Here is a 16,300-nt window from a genome sequence, read left to right on the forward strand (position 1 = left end):
GAGCCGCGAAGCCCGAGGTACCGGGCGCAGGGGCGCATCCGCCGGGCGTGTCGGCGGCCAGGGCGTGAAGGAGCTTGTGGGGGCGCCCGGCGGGTGAAGATGCTCTTGTGAACAACACTCTGCCCGAGGAGCGTTCGAGCTTTGTGGGCCGGCGATTCGAGCTGGCGGCACTGGAGCACGCGACGTCCGCGCACCGGCTGGTGACGCTGACCGGTCCGGGTGGGGTCGGCAAGACACGCCTGGCGTTGCGGTTCGCCGCCCTGCACGCGCACCGGTGGCGTGACGGCGCCTGGTGGGCCGAGCTCTCACCGCTCGCCGGCGACGCGCTGCTGGTCGCCACGGTGGCGGACGCGGTGGGGCTGGCGGACCACACCCCCCGGATGCCGATCGAGGCCGTGAGTGAAGGGCTCGCCGGCCGGGAGGGGTTGCTGGTCCTGGACTCGTGCGAGCATCTGACCGACTCCTGCCGTGATCTGGTGGCGGACCTGCTGACCACCTCGCCCGGACTGTGTGTGCTGGTCACCAGCCGCATTCCGCTCGACCTGGGTGTGGAGCACACACTGGAGGTCGGGCCGCTCCCCACCGAGGGCGAGAACGACGCGATGGCCCTCTTCACCGCGCGGGCCGCGCAGTCACCGGGCGGCGAAACCGCCGCAGGGATCGACGGCACCGACCCGGATTGGGCCGACTTCGCGGACGCGATCTGCCGGCGGCTCGAAGGACTTCCCCTCGCCCTCGAACTGGCGGCGGCCCGACTTCGGGACCTGCCCATCGACGAACTGTTCGAGGCCGTGTCCATGGACCACAACGCCCTCGCGCGCGAAGACCCGGTGTGGCCGCGCCGGCACGAACGGCTGCGCACCACCATCGGCTGGAGCCACGAACTGTGCACCCCGCGCCAACGGCTCCTGTGGGCACGGCTGTCGGTGCTGCGCGACACCTTCGACACGGCGACCGCCGAAGCGGTGTGCGCGGGCGGGCCCCTGCCGGCGGACGAGATCGCGGCCACGCTGGAGGCGCTGGCCGACTGCTCCGTCGTCTCGCGGGTCGCCACGGGGTACCGGATGCTGGACTCGCTGCGTGAGTACGGGCAGATGTGGCTCGCCCTGCTGGGCGAGGAGGGCGCCGCCGCCGACCGGCACGCGGCACACTTCCTCGACCTGGGCCGCCGTGCCGACGCCGCCTGGACGACCACGGAACAACTCACCTGGTACCGCAGGATCTCCGCCGTCCACACGGACCTGTGCGCCGCGCTGGACCATCTGCTCGTCCGATCGCCGGGCACCGCACTCGAGTTGATCGGCCGGATCACCTTCTTCTGGAGCTGCTGCGGCCATCTGTACGAGGCCCGCGGTTACCTGGAGCGGGCACTCGCCACGGTCGTGCCGGGGCAGGAGGGGCCCCACCTCTCCCGTGCGCTGTGGGGCCTCGGCTTCGTCACCCTGCTCCAGGGGCAGCACCACCTCGCCACCGACCTGGCCGAGCGGTGCGCCCAGACCGCCGAGCGCCACAACGACGCCGAACACATACTGGCCGCCACCTACCTGCGGGGCCTGATCTGCCTGCTCACCGGACGGCCACTGACCGCCCTCACCGGCACGGACCGTCTGCTCGACCGGTTCGCCGCCCACGCCCGCCGCTCGGCCTGGGGAGTCCGGTGCGAGCTGGTACGGGTGTTCGCGCTGACCGCGCTCGGCGCCCAGACCGAGGCCGAACGCGCCGCACAGGCCCTGCGTACCCGCAGCCAGGCGGTCCAGGACCGGTGGACCGGCTCCTACACCGAGTACCAGCTCGCCCTGCTGGCCCTCTTCCAGGACCGCGCCGACGAGGCCGAGACCCACGCCCGCGCCATGCTCCTGGCCAAGCACCAGCTCGGCGACAGCTTCGGGGTGGCACTCAGCCTCGACCTGCTGGCGGCGGCACACGCGGCCCAGGGCCGGGCCGAGGACGCTGCCTATGTGTCCGGCAGCGCGCAGACGTTCTGGGGTGCCGTCGGCCATCCGCAGCGGGGGACACCCGAGCTGCGGCCGGTGCGTGAGTCGACCGAGTCGAGCGCACGGGCCGCGCTGGGGGCGGACTCGTACACCCATGCCTGGCAGCGGGGGGCGCGGGACGGCGACGCCGCCCTTGTCCTGGCGCTGGGCGGCAACGGGGCGCCGGGGCAGAGCAGTTGAGCCCCGAGCCGACCGGTTCAGGGAAGTGCGACCGCCGGTGAGCGGGCGGTGTTCCGCAGGCGGACGGCGTCCTGGCTCGGGGGCGCGCCGAACTGGCGGCGGTACTCCCGGCTGAACTGCGAGGGATTGTCGTAGCCGACCCGGCTCCCGACCCCGGCGATGTCGCCCGGGCGGGTGGTGAGCAGAAGCCGGGCCTCCTGGAGGCGGATCTGCTTCTGGAACTGGATCGGGCTCATCGCCGTCACCGACTGGAAGTTGCGGTAGAAGGCGGAGACGCTCATACCGGAGAGACGGGCCACGTCCTCCACCCGGAACGGCTCGGCGTAGTGCTCGCGGATCCAGCGCACGGCACGGGAGACATGGCTGAGGCTGCTGTCGGCGAGACCGAGCTGGCGCAGGGCCGCGCCCTGCTCGCCGGTGATCACCCGCCACAGGATCTCGCGGGTGATCAGCGGGGCCAGTACGGCGCGGTCACGGGGTTCGTCGAGCAGCCGCAGCAGCCGGACCACCGCGTCGAGCAGTTCCGCCGGTGCGTCACAGACGGCGATCCCCGAGGGCGCGCTCCCGCCGGCCCGCGGGGTGTCGCCGGGCTCGGCCCGCAGCAGCAGTTCGGCCACGGCGGACGGTTCGAGGACCAGGCCGAAGCCGAGCGCCGGGTGCTCGGGGTCGGCACGGGTGAACTGCCCGGTCAGCGGCAGGTCGACGGAGGCCACCAGATACTGCCCGGCGCCGTACTCGTAGACCCGGTCACCCAGCGCCAGCCGCTTCGCGCCCTGGGCGATGACCGCCAGCACGGTGCCGGACATCGAGGGCGTCGGCGGTTCCGTCCGGTCGACCTTCGAGATCAGCACACCGTCGATGGCGGTGGTCCAGTCGGGCCGGGCGTGCCGGTCAAGGAGGGCGCGGAACTCTTCGAGGGGCATACGTCAATTATGGAGCCGGTGGGCCGGACCGCCGAGGACGACCGCGCAAACGGGGAGGCGCTCCGGCCGGTGAGCGGCCGGAGCGCCTTTTGCCCGGTTACTTCACGCCGAGACCGGCGTCGTCGACCTCGGGCTTGCCCGCGGCCTTGAGGACCTTGTTGAGCGGGGCCAGGTCGTAGATGCCCGCCAGGTCCGGCTCCTCCAGGAGACCCGCCTTCACCGCGTGCTCCGCCTCGGTGTTGAGGGTGGCGGCCAGCGGGTCGTCGAGGAAGGTGATGGACTTCCACGCCGGGTCGATGACCTCGGCGGGCAGCGCCTTGCCGGACAGCTTCTCCAGCGCCTCGTTGGCGGACGCCTTGGCCTCGTCCGGGTTGGCGTTGATCCACTCGTTGGTCTTCACGGAGCCGCGCAGTACGGCCGCGACGACGTCCGGGTGATCCTTGAGGAACTTCTGCGACACGATGATGTTCGTGATCACGAACTTGTCGTCGGGCCACAGCGTCGACTCGTCGAGCAGTACCTTCGCGCCCTCGGCGACCAGCTTGGACGCGGTCGGCTCCGGCACCCAGGCACCGTCGATGGAACCGGACTTGTAGGCGTCCGGCGTGATCTTGTTGTCCGTACGGACGACGGAGACGTCGCCGGCGCCGCTCTGCGCGTCGACGCTCCAGCCCTTCTCCGCGATCCAGTTGAGGAACGCCACGTCCTGGGTGTTGCCGAGCTGCGGCGTGGCGATCTTCTTGCCCTTGATGTCGTCCAGGGTCTTGATCTTGTCCGGGTTGACCACGAGCTTCACACCGCCGGAGGCCGAACCGCTGATGATGCGCAGGTTCTTGCCGGCGGACTTGGTGTAGCCGTTGATGGCGGGGGACGGGCCGATGAACCCGATGTCGATGGACCCGGAGTTCAGCGCCTCGATCTCCGACGGCCCCGCGTTGAAGGTCGAGGGCTTGATCGTGGTGCCGCCGAGCTCCTTCTGGAGCAGGCCGTCCTGGACCCCGACCAGCGCGGTGGCGTGCGTGAGGTTGGGGAAGTAACCGATCCGCACCTCGTCGGAGGAGAGCTTCTCGGCGCCCGCCGCGACCTCCGCCTGCTTGTTGTCGTCGTCGGCGGCGTCGGAGCCGTAACCGCAGGCGGTGAGCAGGAGCGGAAGAGCGGCTATCGCGGCGAGGGTGCGCAGGGTGGTGCGCGGTCTGACGGCAGACACGGAGGTGTCCTCTCGGGATGTGGTGATGAAGCGAGACAGCGGCGATGCGGGAACGCCGGGCGTGACGCGCGGGGCCCGCGGGATGCCGGTTTTCCGGCACGGCGCCGGGAGACGTCCGACGGCATGCGGCGGCAGCGGTCAGTCATGTGCTGCCGAGGGGCCGACGGTTCGTGGGGACGGGCTCAGACGGGCCGACAGGTGGCACTGGACGTGCGACCGAGGTCGATGTGGCGACGCGAGGTCAGAACCGGCAGCAGACGGGCTCTGCGGCTGTGCTTTTCCATGACCACCCCCACAGATCCCTAGGTTTCCTGCCTGGTTGGTAGGGATCGTGACAGAAGGCGGCGCGCACCCCAAGAGGCGTCCCATATGACGGACCACGGGATCTCATTTTCTGAGATCCCGGACTGTGTACGGGCCGGGCACCCGGTGCCGGGGCCGGCCGGAGGCGGGGTCAGCCGGGCAGGACGAACGGGGGGTGTGCCCCGTTGAGGAAGTAGTCCCCGACGTCCCGGAGTCGGTGCCCGGCCGGCTCGTACAGCGTGTGGGTGCGGGCGTTGCGCCAGAAGCGGTCGAAGCCCAGCCGTGAGGACGCGGCGCGGGCGCCGACGATGTCCAGCGCACGGCTGGTGCACTCCTGCACGGCCCGGGAGGAGGCCGCCTCGGCCATGGCCACGAGGGCCGAGATCTCCGCGTACTCGTCGTAGGTGATGCCGTCGCCGCGGGACAGCCCGCCCTGCACGGCCTCCCGTGCCTGGTCGGCGAGGGCCGACGCGGCACGGGTGAGGACGGTGAGTTCACCGTGGGTGGTCAGCGCCTGCGGGTCCTGGGGCGAGCCGGCCGACCAGGTCGGGTGCCAGGGGGCGTGCCCCGTCCTGCTGTACTCACGGGCCTCGGCGAGCACACCCTCGGCCATGCCGAGACGCAGCTGCACGGAGACGAGCCGTCCGACGGGCGACATCAGCGCGGTTCGGGGAGACAGGACGTCCTCGTCCGCGGACAGGGAGCCGAGCACACTGTCGGCGTCGATCACCGCGGCGTCGAACTCCACACTCCCGCCGGCCGCGAGCCGCTGGCCGAAGGCGTCGGTGTCGTCGTCGACGCGCACACCGTGCCGGGAGGGGGCGACCGTGACGGCGAGGGGTTCGCCGGTGTCCGCCCGCACCGCCCGTACGGCGAGCCGGTCGGCGACCAGGACACCGGTCGCGTAGCTCTGCCGGCCGTCGAGCACAAAGCCGCCCGCTCTGCGGACCAGCGTCAGAGGCGGCTCCTGAGCGGCGAATCCACCACCCCAGCACCACTGCTCGGCCGCGGACTGCCGTTCCGTGCGGGCCGCCACGCGGGGCTCGGCGAGGAAACCGGCGCTCCACGACAGGAAGTAGTGACAGCCCAGCAGTTGGCCGATGGCGCCGTCGGCCGCGGCGACCTCCCGGACGACGGCGTACGCCGTGGCCCAGTCCGCGTCACCGCCGCCCCGCTCGGCCGGTACGAGCAGCGTCAGCAGTTCCGACTCGCGCAGCCTGGACACCTCGTCGAGCGGGACCTTGCCCGCCTGTTCCCGGGTGACCGCGTCGGTGGCCAGGTCGTCCGCCGTCTCGCGGGCCACACGCAGCCAGTGCGCGCGACCGGGGCCGGTCCGGACGGATTCCGCGGCGGGGTCGGACGGCGCGGTGGCAACACCCATGGCGGTCGTCTCCTGGCGGATGTCGGGGGCCGGCGCGGCCGATGTCGCGGTCCGGGCCGGAAGTGCCGTGGTCATGACGGTCGTCCGACGTTCCACCGCTGCTGTGTGTGGGGCACAAGCATCATCCTGCGCAACAGCCGGGCGGGCCGTCAATGCTTTCCTAGTAAATCTATAGGGAAAGTAGGGAAACGCGCCACGATGGCCGACGGGCCACCCCCTGGCCAGGATCGAGGGCGCCGCGCCGAGCATCGAGGGCGGCCTGCCGAAGGTCGAGGGCGGCCGTGGCAAGGGTCGAGGGCGGCTTGCCAAGGGTTGAGGGCGCGGCGCGCGCCTCACCGCTGGAGCCCTGACGGAGGGCGGACGGAGCCGAAACTCCCCACGACGGCATTGTGTTGACGCCCGGTACGGCACGTGTTTGCATCGCGGCATGTCGTCTCCGGAACCCCTGACACGCCGCCGCGCGGTGGACCTCGTCCGCGTCGCCGCCGCACTGTGTCGTCCGCGCGGCTGATCAACCACACCGTCACAGGCGCCTCCAACAACCGTCCCCGGCGGGCCGGTTGGATCCGGCGGCCCCGTCGGATCAGACCCGCGCGACCACCCGAGCCGTTCTCGCCGCCTGTCCGTCCGCACCCTTCTGCCGAGGATCCGTCATGCCTTCTGCCGAGCCCGCCTTCCCGCACGACGAGACCGCCTACGACCGCCGCAGGTTGCGTCAGTGGCTCGCCGGGGAGGCCAGGGCGGACGGGGTCACCCGCCGCCGGCTGCTCACCATGCTCGCCGCCACCGCCGCCGCGACCGCCCTCCCCGAGCTGAGTCCGGCCCGCGCCGCCGACTCGCCGATCGTGAAGCCGGTGCCGCCGGAGCGGTTCATCCTGCGCGGCACCAACGCCGAGACCCGCTGGGACGCCCTGCGCGGCACCGGCCACCACACCCCCAACGAGCTGTTCTTCGTGCGCAACCACACCGCCACCCCGGTCCTGGACGCCGACGAGTGGCGGCTGCGCCTCTGGGGCGACGGACTGCGCGGCGCGCCCGGCGAGGACAGACCGGTCGAGTTCGGCTACGACGATCTGCGCGCGCTGCCCTCCGTGACCCGGACCGCGTTCGTCGAGTGCGCCGGCAACGGCCGCACCCACTACACCACCCAGCAGGGCGAGCCGGTCACCGGCACGGCGTGGACGCTCGGAGCCATCGGCGTCGCCCGCTGGCGCGGGGTGCGCCTGTCCGACGTACTGCGCAGGGCACGGCTGTCCTCCCAAGCCGTGGACGTCCAGCCGCGCGGCCTGGACGCCGAGTACGTCACCGGTGGCGAGAACCTCGGGCGGGTACGCCGGCCGCTGCCGCTGTCCAAGGCGCTGAACGACGTACTGCTGGCGTACGAGATGAACGGCGAGCCGCTGCCGTACGACCACGGGTACCCGGTGCGGGTGCTGGTCCCCTCGTGGGTGGGGATCTCGTCGATCAAGTGGGTCGGCGACATCCAGGTGTCCGCACAGCCCCTCTTCTCACCCTGGAACACCACCTTCTACCGCCTCTACGGCCCCTCCTACCCGCCCGAGGGCAGCGCGCCGCTGGGCAGGCAGACCATCAAGAGCGCCTTCGAGCTGGCGACCGGCGCCACCTTCGCGGCCGGTGAGGGCCAGGTGCTGCACGGCCGTTCCTGGTCGGGCGCCGGCGGCATCGCCCGCGTCGACGTCAGCACGGACGGCGGGACGAACTGGCGCCGGGCCCGGCTGCACGACGACGCCCGCTCGGGCACGTGGACCCGCTGGTCCGTCCCGTGGAAGCCGCGGACGCCGGGCGCCACCCACCTTCTGGCCCGCGCCACCGACACGGCCGGCCACACCCAGCCGGACGTCGCGGTCCCCAACACGCAGGGCTACCTCTTCAACGCCGTGGTGAAGCACCCGGTGACCGTGGTCTGACGGCACCGGTCCATCCGGTGGCTGCGATGTGACGGCACCGGTCCATCCGGTGGTTGCGGTGTGACGGCACCCGCCGGACCCGCTCGGCCCGCCGACCGCACACCGCGTCGGCGGGCCGTCGGCAGGCTGGAACCGTCGGCCGGCTCGGGCCATCGGCTGCCTGCGCCTGACCACCGGCAACACCTGACCGCCGGCAACCCCCGACCGCTATCCGCGCCCGACCGCACGTTCGATGTCGGCGAGGTGCGAGGCGAGGATCTCCTCGAACGCGGCGCGCCGGTCCGCCCCGAGAGGGCGGACCTCGCGGGCGAAGTGGGACAGGGCCGGGAACCGTTCGGGGTCGGCGCCGAGTACCGCGACGCGGAACAGCTCCAGGCCCTGTTCGTGCTCTTCGGGGGTCACGGAGCCGACGCCGGCCTCGGAGGCGATCAACGCGGCGATGAGCACCGCGAGCCGGTGATAGCGCACCGGGATGTCCTCGTCCGGCAGTCCCGCGGCGCGCAGCGCCTGGAGCGCCTCCTCCATGACCAGCCGCGAACCCGTGCCGCTCGACGCGTAGCGCCCCCAGACCGCGGCGAGTTGCGGCTGCCGGCCAAAGGCCTCCCGCACCCGCAGGGCAAGAGCCGTGATGCGCTGCTTCCAGTCGCCCTCGGGGTGATGGCCGTCCATGGCCGCGAGCAGAATCCGGTCGGCGACCGCGCGCAGCAGCTCGGTCTTGCTGCGGAAGTGCCGGTAGAGGCTGGAGGAGTCGGTCCCGAGGGCCGCGGCCAGCTTGCGCACACTGAACGACTCGGCGTCGCCCGTGCGCAGCAGCTCCGCCGCCGCGTCCAGGATCTCCTCGGTCGACCAGCGCCTTCTGCCTGCCATGTCGCTCCTCTCGCGAAATCCCAGCCTAACCTATGCACTTGGTGTTGCACGCACCGCGTGCATAATGAGGACATGAGCCTGAACGATGTGGAGAACCCCATGGATTCCGCGGCGTTGGACGCCGCACTGACCGCAGCCGTCGAGAACGTCCACCGCGCGGGGATACCGGGCCTGTTCGCCGAGGTGCGTGACCACGACCGGGTCTGGCGCGCGGCCGCCGGGGTGGCCGACGTGACCACCGGTCGTCCCGTCACCGCCGATCTGCGGCACCGGGTCGGCAGCATCACCAAGACCTTCACCGCCGCCGCGGTCCTCCAGCAGGTCGAGCGCGGGCGGATCGGACTCGACACACCGATCGGCCGGTACCTTCCGGAGCTGGTCCCCGGAGCACGCGGGGCCGCGATCACGGTCCGGATGCTGATCAACCACACCAGCGGCCTCGCCGAGTACCTCCCGTACGCCTACCCCTCCCTCAGGGCGCTCCCCGTCCTCGCGGAGACCGGGCCGCAGAGCCTGGACGACCACCGCTTCACACGGTTCGAGCCGACCGACCTGATCGAGATGGGCGTCACCGCTCCCGCGGTCGGCACCCCGGGCGGTTCGCCGGGCGTCTACTCCAACACCAACTACCTGCTCCTCGGCCGGCTGCTGCACCAGGTGACCGGCACCACCGCCGAGCGCTACATCACCCGTAACGTCATCGAGCGCGCCGGACTCCGGGACACCGTGTTCCCCACCGGACCACACGTCGACGGGCCGCACTCACGGCTCTACGAGGCCTGGTTCGGCATGATCGACCCACCGCGCGACTACAGCGTCTACGACATGTCATGGGTGGGGCCGGCGGCCTCGCTCATATCGACCGTCGCCGACCTCAACCGCTTCTACGGCATGCTCCTGGCCGGGAAGATCGTCGGCGCGTCCTCGCTGGCGCAGATGCAGCGCACCGTCCCGATGGTTTCCCAGGAGGGCAGGACGATCGAGTACGGACTCGGCCTGCACCCGATGGAGGCTCCCGGTCAGGAGGTGTTCTGGGGCCACGGCGGCACGGTCTGGGGCGGTGGAGCACTGGCCATGATCCGCGCCGACGGAAAGCGGCGGATGGCGGTCGCGGTGAACCTTCAGCGGTGGAACCGGCTCGACTCCTCCGGCAGCCCGCGGCCGCACCCCGTCGACGACGCGCTCGCGGCTCTCTACCGCGTGGCGATGTACGGCTGACCGGTCCGGAGGGCGGGACCGGTCAGTGGTCGGCGAGCGGGGCCGCGGAGACGAGTTCCACGGTGACGCGCAGCCCCCCGCCGGCGCGCGGAGTCAGGGTGAGGATGCCGCCGTGCGCATGGGTGATGGTCGCGACGATGGCCAGGCCGAGCCCCACCCCGGCATGACTCGTGTGAACCCGCTCGGTGCCGCGCTGGAAGGGTTCGGTGAGCGTCGAGGCCAGCTCCGGGGTGAGTGGATCGCCGGTGTTCTCGACGATGAGCACCGCTCTGCCGGGGCGCACGCCGGTGGTGACCCACACCGTGCCCTGTTCGGGCAGGTTGTGCACGATCGCGTTGTGCACGAGGTTCGTGGTCAGTTGCAGCAGCAGCGCCTGCGATCCGTCCGTGGTGGTGATGTCACCCCGGGTCTCGATGGTGACCCCGTGCTTCTCCGCGAGGGGGAGGAGCGTCTCGGTGGCCTCCTCCGCGAGCAGGGACAGGTCCACGTGTTCCCGGCTGAAGGAGCCCTGGCCTGCGCGGCTGAGCAGAAGCAGTGCCTCGGTGAGGTCGATCGCGCGGGTGTTGACGGCCTGGAGGCGGTCGATGAGTTCATCCGGGTCGCGGTCCGGATCGGTGCGGGCCACGTCGAGCAGTGTCTTCGAGATCGCCAGCGGGGTGCGCAGCTCGTGGGAGGCGTTGGCCGCGAACCTCCGCTGTTCGGCGACATGTGCTTCGAGCTGTTCGAGCATCGCGTCGAAGGCGTCGGCGAGTTCTCGGAACTCGTCCCGGCGGCCCGGCAGCCGGATCCGGTGGGCGAGCGATCCGTCGGCCGCCATCCGGGCGGCGTGGGTGATGCGGGTCATGGGGGCGAGCATGCGTCCGGCGAGGATCCATCCGCCCAGCAGACCGAAGACCAGCAGGAACGTCATGGATCCGGCCGCCCACGGGGCGAACTTGGGCAGGAAGACGGTGCCCGGAGTGGCGACCCACGACCCCTGGTCGTTGACCATCAGCCACCGGGCCTGCCACAGGACCACCGCCACGGCGGCGAGCAGCAGCACACCGGCGAGGACGAGGAACCCGGCATAGCTGAGGGTGAGTTTGAGGCGGACGCTCAGCCCGGGCGCCCTACGCACGGTCGCCGCCCCCGCTTCCCGACTCGGACCGGGTGGCGATGCGGTAGCCGACGCCCGGCACGGTCGCGATGATCCACGGTTCGCCGAGCCGTTTGCGCAGCGCCGAGACGGTGATGCGCACGGCGTTGGTGAACGGGTCGGCGTTCGCGTCCCACGCCCGCTCCAGCAGCTCCTCGGCGCTGACGACACCGCCCTCGGCGGCGACGAGGACGTCGAGCACCGCGAACTGCTTCCTGGTCAGGGCGATGTACACGCCGTCGCGGTAGACCTCGCGGCGGAACGGGTCGAGGCGCAGACCGGCGATCTCCCGTACCGGAGGCTTGTGGTACGCGCGTCTGCGGTCGAGCGCCCGGAGCCGGAGCGCCAGCTCCTGGAGTTCGAAGGGCTTGGTGAGGTAGTCGTCGGCGCCGAGCTCGAACCCGGAGGCCTTGTCGTCGAGCCGGTCGGCCGCGGTGAGCATCAGGATCGGCATCCCGCTGCCGGAGGCGATGATGCGCTTGGCGACCTCGTCACCGGAGGGCCCCGGAATGTCGCGGTCGAGGACGGCGATGTCATACGTGTTGACGCTCAGCAGTTCCAGAGCGGTGTCGCCGTCGCCCGCGAGGTCCGCCGCGATCGCCTCCAGACGCAGGCCGTCACGGATGGCTTCGGCCAGGTAGGGCTCGTCCTCGACAATCAGCACACGCATGCCGTCGATGCTACGAGGCCGCGCATATCGTCGCCGTATCGAAAAAGACATACGCTCCGGCAACACCGTGCTGCCTTGGCTTGGCGCATGTCTTTCAGTGAACGAGCCGCACACCGAGGTTTTGCTGCGGCAGGCGTGAGGCCGGCCGTCCGTCCGATCAGCGCTGCCGAGCACCTGGCGTTCGTGCGGACGCGGCGGTCGGTGAGCTTTCTCCAGACCCCCGCATGGGCCCGGGTGAAGACCGAGTGGCGCAGTGAGTCCCTCGGCTGGTTCGACGGCCCGCGCCTGGTCGGCGCCGGCCTTGTCCTGCACCGCCCGGTGCCGCGGCTCGACCGCTTCACACTGGCCTATCTGCCCGAGGGCCCGGCCATCGACTGGACCGGCGACATCGGCGCCTGGCTCGCCCCGCTGGCGGCCCACCTCAAGGCGCACGGCGCGTTCGCGATCCGGCTCGGCCCGCCCGTGACCACCACCACCTGGAGCGCCGCCCAGGTCAAGGAGGGCATCGCCGACGCGGGCGTGGCACGGCTCACCGACCTGCCCGGCCAGTGGGACGACCCGGTCGGCGCCCGCGTCGGCAGCCGCCTCCGGGAAGCAGGCTGGCTGCCGCAGAGCCCGGAGGACGGCTTCGGGGTCGGGCACCCGCAGTTCAAGTACGAGATCCCGCTGGCCGGCAGGACCGAGGACGAACTCCTGCGGGGCATGAACCAGCAGTGGCGCCGCAACATCAAGAAGGCCGCCAAGGAGGGCGTCGCGGTCACCGTCGGCACGGCCCCGAGAGCCGCCGAGGACCTGAAGGCGTTCCACGACCTCTACGTCCACACCGCCGAGCGCGACCACTTCACACCGCGCCCGCTGCGCTACTTCGAGACCATGTTCGCGGCCCTGAGCGCCGAGGATCCCGACCGGATCAAGCTCTACCTGGCCCACCACCACGGCGACCTGGTCGCCGCCACCATCATGGTCCGCGTCGGCGCCCACGCCTGGTACTCCTACGGCGCCTCCTCCACCGAGAAGCGCGAGGTGCGCGGCTCCAACGCCTGCCAGTGGGCGATGATCCGCGACGCGCGGAACGCGGGCTGCGACATCTACGACCTGCGCGGCATCACCCCCACCCTCGACGCCGAAGACCCGCACGTCGGCCTCATCCAGTTCAAGGTCGGCACGGGAGGCCGGGCGGTGCGGTACGTGGGGGAGTGGGACCTGCCGCTGCGGCCCCTGGTCTACCGGGCGTTCGACATGTACATGCGCCGACGGGCGCGCTGAGCCGCGACACCGGTCCCTGTCCACCGCCCCGCTACGTGAGCCCGGCGGCGACCTCGTCGAGGCGTGCCCCGCGGGACGCCTTGACGAGTACGACGTCGCCGGCGCCGAGGTGCTCGCGCAGCCACTCGACGGCCGTCTGCCTGTCGGCCAGCAGCACGGCCCGTGCCCCGGCCCCGTCGGCGATCGGCCGGGCCGCCTCACCCACCACGGCCACCACGTCGGCCCGCTCCGCCGCGTACTCGCCGACGGCCCGGTGCTCGGCCGCGCTCTCCTCACCCAGCTCCAGCATCTCGCCGAGTACGGCGACGCGGCGCCCGCACTCGATCGCCGCCAGCGCGTCCAGGGCGGCGCGGGTCGAGTCGGGGTTGGCGTTGTAGGAGTCGTTGAGCAGCCGTACGCCGCCCGCGAGGTCGTGCGGCTCGACCCGCCACTTCGACAGCGAGGAGGTGGCGAGCGCCGCCGCGGCCACGTCGAGGGACACGCCCGCCACCAGCCCCGCGGCGACGGCGGCCGACGCGTTGAGCGCCTGGTGCGCTCCCAGGTGCGGCAGCGACACGGGCACGGACGCGTCGGCGGTCCGCAGGGTGAACGAGGCCCGGCCGAACCGGTCCAGCACCGGCTCCCGCACCCGTACGTCGGCGTGCCGCGCCCGGCCGAACGTCAGCACCGGACCGTCGGTGAGCGAACGCATCGCGACCACCCGCGGATCGTCGGCGTTGAGGACGGCCGTGCCGCCGGGCGCCAGCCCCCGCACCAGCTCCCCCTTGGTCCTCGCGATGGCCGCGCGCGAACCGAACTCGCCGAGGTGGGCCTGGCCCACGTTGAGGACAACGGCGATGTCGGGAGCGACCAGGCCGGTGAGCGCGGCGATGTCCCCGACGTGCCGGGCGCCCATCTCCAGGACGAGGAACCGCGTGTCCGCGTCGGCGCGCAGCATGGTGAGCGGCACACCCAGCTCGTTGTTGAGCGAGCCGAACGTGGCGATGGTGTGCCCGGCACGCGAAAGCACCGACGCCAACAGGTCCTTGGTGCTGGTCTTGCCCTGCGAGCCGGTCACCCCGACCACGGTCAGCCGGTCCCGCAGCCGGGCCACGACATGGGCCGCCAGCGCCTGCAACGCGCCCGGGGCGTCGTCCACGACGACGGTGGGCAGCGGGGTGGGCCGCGAGCCGAGCACGGCCACCGCACCGGCACGGGCGGCCTGGGCGACGTAGTCGTGCCCGTCGACGCGCTCACCTGAGAAGGCGACGAAGAGACCGCCAGGCTCGGCCCGCCGCCCGTCGAGCACGGCCGGCGCGGTCACCGTCACGGCGCCGTCGCCCACGACCGTTCCGCCAACGACGGCGGCGATCTCCCTGAGGCTGAGCGGGATCATGACCGGTTGCCGGGGCGGACGTGGACGGGGGCCGATGCGCTGTGTGTCATGCCGTCAGTCAAGGCGGCGGGGTGTTGCCACGGCGTATGCGGTTTTCGATAGGACGACGATATGTTACTGGCTGGTAGCCGGGTGGTGGCCGCCAGGGCGCCGCTCGGCCCCTCCCGGACAGGCCGCTCACCCGGCGGGCCCTGGACCGGCACATGTGGAAGTACTCACTGGCCGCACTGGCCGTCGTCGTACCGCTGTCGGTGCTTGCCGCGGAACTGCCCCACCGAAGGCTGCGGAGAGTGGCGCGGACCGCTCGCCGCATCGCGGCCGGCGACCCTCCCGGCGTAGTCCCACGTCAATCCCACTCTGGGCGGGATCAGTCGGAAGACGGGCCCTAGCACTGCACCGTGAGCCGGGCCCGGTCGAAGCGGCGGGCGGCGAGGTCCTCGGGGCGGATGAGCCAGTAGAGGGCTCCTTCGTCGCCCCACGTCATGTCCGCGTCGTCGTCGCTGTCGAACTGGGCGAGCGGAACCCAGCGTTGTGCCTGCTCGTCGTGGACCGGGTCGCCCCAGCGGCGGGGGTCGTCGAGGTCCGTGCAGGAGACGTCGTACTCCACCGGATTCTGGATGGGCAGGGCATGGCCGCCGACCTGATGGCCGATGTGTCCGCGCAGCCGCTTGAAAGCGCGCAGGAAAGCCTTGAGTTCGGCCGGGGTCTCACGTGGGTGCGGCCACTCCCGGTGGTCGCCGAGCAGGGCCTTGCGGGCCTGCGGCAGTGTCAGGTCCGGGGCGCTCTGCTCCGCGTCCGCGGTGAGTTCCACCCGCGGGTACGCCTCCAGCTCCGGTGGTGTGCCCGCCGGGAGGACGGGGGTGCCCTGCGGGACGTACAACACCTGGGTCCCGGCCCAGCTCTCGGGGTCCTCGTGCGAGACGAAGGCGTCGCCGTCGGTCTGACCGTCGAAGTAGAAGAAGAGCAGCGTCCCCTCCTGGGGGAACTGCTCCGCCAGCCCCTCGCGGGGCAGGGCCGCGCAATGCACGGCGGCTATGAAGGACAGCGGCCCGTGCCCCGCCCACTCGGGCCGGCCGACCCCGGCCGGAAGCTCCGGTTCTCCGCCGAGCACCGCGGCCACCGCCTCGCCGTCCTCGGCGGGACGGAGGAGCACGCAGGGGCGCAGCAGCGCGGTCCAGCGCTCGGCGAGTTCGCCGGGAAGGTGCTCGGCGGCGAGCCGGGAGTATCGGTCGTCAGTCATGGAGGTCACCTGTCTCGGCCCCTTCAGGCCTGGAACTCGGTCAGATCGATGGCGTACACGCTCAGCGGATAGCCGTGGACGGGGTGGTCCGTCACGCTCTCCTGTGTCATGTCGAGCTTGCGGATGACGTTCTCGGAGGCTTCGTTGCCCGTCCGGTTGATGCAGATCACCCGGTCGAGGCCGCGGTCCTGGAGGGCGAACTCCAGGGTGGCCTGGGCGGCTTCGGAGGCGTAACCCTGGCCCCAGAACTGTGAGCCGAGCCGCCAGTCGATCGCCACGGCGGGCATCACCTCCGGCAGGAACTCGGGCACGTACAGGCCCGTGAATCCGGCCAGTTCACCCGAGGCGAGCAGCTCGACGGCGAAGCGGCCGAAGCCCTCGTCGTCCCACTCCTCCTCCCACCGCTCGATGTCCTCGGCCGTCTGGTCCAGATCGCGCACCGCGCCGTCGTCGATCCAGTGCATGACGTGCGAGTCCGCGTTGATGTCCCCCATGGGCACCAGGTCGTCGTCGTGCCAGCGGCGGAGGAGGAGGCGGGGTGTGCGGATCTCGGTCATGGCCCCATCCTGCCGGAGGCGACCGCGCCACCTGTAATCGGTGGTGGCGACAGGAG

Annotated in this window: 15 protein-coding genes; 5 read left to right on the forward strand and 10 right to left on the reverse strand. The window is 71.8% G+C overall.

Annotation, left to right across the window (positions count from 1 at the left end):
* Window positions 1-107 precede the first annotated feature (107 nt).
* Window positions 108-2,174, forward strand: a complete 2,067-nt coding sequence (locus ACIQAC_RS19170) for an ATP-binding protein (protein ID WP_402192543.1) — start codon at window positions 108-110, stop codon at window positions 2,172-2,174.
* Window positions 2,175-2,191: 17 nt separating this feature from the next.
* Here ACIQAC_RS19170 and ACIQAC_RS19175 read toward each other — a convergent pair whose 3' ends face one another.
* The 4 genes from ACIQAC_RS19175 to ACIQAC_RS19190 all read right to left on the reverse strand — a co-directional run bounded on the left by ACIQAC_RS19175 (window position 2,192) and on the right by ACIQAC_RS19190 (window position 5,988).
* Entirely contained in the window at window positions 2,192-3,097 is a 906-nt protein-coding gene (locus ACIQAC_RS19175) for an AraC family transcriptional regulator N-terminal domain-containing protein (RefSeq protein ID WP_402192546.1), read from the reverse strand.
* A 97-nt stretch (window positions 3,098-3,194) separates the two neighbouring features.
* A complete protein-coding gene (locus ACIQAC_RS19180; protein ID WP_402192548.1) occupies window positions 3,195-4,304 on the reverse strand; it encodes an ABC transporter substrate-binding protein in 1,110 nt (369 codons plus the stop codon).
* A gap of 182 nt (window positions 4,305-4,486) precedes the next feature.
* Complete coding sequence (locus ACIQAC_RS19185) at window positions 4,487-4,588, reverse strand: putative leader peptide (protein ID WP_402192551.1); 102 nt, start codon at window positions 4,586-4,588, stop codon at window positions 4,487-4,489.
* A 170-nt stretch (window positions 4,589-4,758) separates the two neighbouring features.
* The gene (locus tag ACIQAC_RS19190; protein WP_402192698.1) at window positions 4,759-5,988 is read right to left on the reverse strand and encodes an acyl-CoA dehydrogenase family protein; all 1,230 of its coding nucleotides are present in this window, start codon (window positions 5,986-5,988) and stop codon (window positions 4,759-4,761) included.
* Between the two features lie 427 nt (window positions 5,989-6,415).
* On the opposite strand from ACIQAC_RS19190, the gene ACIQAC_RS19195 reads away from it, so the two are divergent.
* Together ACIQAC_RS19195 and ACIQAC_RS19200 are read left to right on the forward strand one after the other, a co-directional pair.
* The gene (locus ACIQAC_RS19195; protein ID WP_402192699.1) at window positions 6,416-6,499 is read left to right on the forward strand and encodes a putative leader peptide; all 84 of its coding nucleotides are present in this window, start codon (window positions 6,416-6,418) and stop codon (window positions 6,497-6,499) included.
* Between the two features lie 142 nt (window positions 6,500-6,641).
* Window positions 6,642-7,916, forward strand: a complete 1,275-nt coding sequence (locus ACIQAC_RS19200; protein WP_402192553.1) for a sulfite oxidase — start codon at window positions 6,642-6,644, stop codon at window positions 7,914-7,916.
* 207 nt (window positions 7,917-8,123) lie between these two features.
* Here the strand turns inward: ACIQAC_RS19200 and ACIQAC_RS19205 are convergent, their stop codons facing one another.
* Window positions 8,124-8,783, reverse strand: coding sequence for a TetR/AcrR family transcriptional regulator (locus tag ACIQAC_RS19205; protein ID WP_402192554.1), 660 nt, complete (start codon window positions 8,781-8,783; stop codon window positions 8,124-8,126).
* Between the two features lie 72 nt (window positions 8,784-8,855).
* Between ACIQAC_RS19205 and ACIQAC_RS19210 the strand changes: the two genes are divergently transcribed.
* Window positions 8,856-10,001 carry a serine hydrolase domain-containing protein gene (locus ACIQAC_RS19210; protein ID WP_402192556.1) on the forward strand — a complete coding sequence of 382 codons (1,146 nt, stop codon included), beginning with the start codon at window positions 8,856-8,858 and terminating at the stop codon, window positions 9,999-10,001.
* A 22-nt stretch (window positions 10,002-10,023) separates the two neighbouring features.
* Here ACIQAC_RS19210 and ACIQAC_RS19215 read toward each other — a convergent pair whose 3' ends face one another.
* Both ACIQAC_RS19215 and ACIQAC_RS19220 read right to left on the reverse strand, forming a co-directional pair.
* Window positions 10,024-11,118 (reverse strand): sensor histidine kinase, encoded by a 1,095-nt coding sequence (locus ACIQAC_RS19215; protein WP_402192558.1) that lies wholly within the window; start codon window positions 11,116-11,118, stop codon window positions 10,024-10,026.
* Window positions 11,111-11,806 (reverse strand): response regulator transcription factor, encoded by a 696-nt coding sequence (locus ACIQAC_RS19220; RefSeq protein ID WP_402192560.1) that lies wholly within the window; start codon window positions 11,804-11,806, stop codon window positions 11,111-11,113. The genes ACIQAC_RS19215 and ACIQAC_RS19220 overlap by 8 nt, the downstream gene beginning before the upstream one ends.
* 87 nt (window positions 11,807-11,893) lie before the next feature.
* Between ACIQAC_RS19220 and ACIQAC_RS19225 the strand changes: the two genes are divergently transcribed.
* Window positions 11,894-13,072, forward strand: coding sequence for a lipid II:glycine glycyltransferase FemX (locus tag ACIQAC_RS19225; RefSeq protein ID WP_402192563.1), 1,179 nt, complete (start codon window positions 11,894-11,896; stop codon window positions 13,070-13,072).
* Between the two features lie 31 nt (window positions 13,073-13,103).
* Here the strand turns inward: ACIQAC_RS19225 and murF are convergent, their stop codons facing one another.
* The 3 genes from murF to ACIQAC_RS19240 all read right to left on the reverse strand — a co-directional run bounded on the left by murF (window position 13,104) and on the right by ACIQAC_RS19240 (window position 16,244).
* Window positions 13,104-14,447 (reverse strand): UDP-N-acetylmuramoyl-tripeptide--D-alanyl-D-alanine ligase, encoded by a 1,344-nt coding sequence (murF, locus tag ACIQAC_RS19230; protein WP_402192566.1) that lies wholly within the window; start codon window positions 14,445-14,447, stop codon window positions 13,104-13,106.
* 385 nt (window positions 14,448-14,832) lie between these two features.
* Complete coding sequence (locus ACIQAC_RS19235) at window positions 14,833-15,687, reverse strand: YwqG family protein (RefSeq protein ID WP_402192567.1); 855 nt, start codon at window positions 15,685-15,687, stop codon at window positions 14,833-14,835.
* Window positions 15,688-15,710: 23 nt separating this feature from the next.
* Window positions 15,711-16,244 (reverse strand): GNAT family N-acetyltransferase, encoded by a 534-nt coding sequence (locus tag ACIQAC_RS19240; RefSeq protein ID WP_402192569.1) that lies wholly within the window; start codon window positions 16,242-16,244, stop codon window positions 15,711-15,713.
* Window positions 16,245-16,300 lie beyond the last annotated feature (56 nt).

The organism is Streptomyces sp. NPDC088387, from assembly GCF_044753385.1.
Taxonomy (GTDB): Bacteria; Actinomycetota; Actinomycetes; order Streptomycetales; family Streptomycetaceae; genus Streptomyces.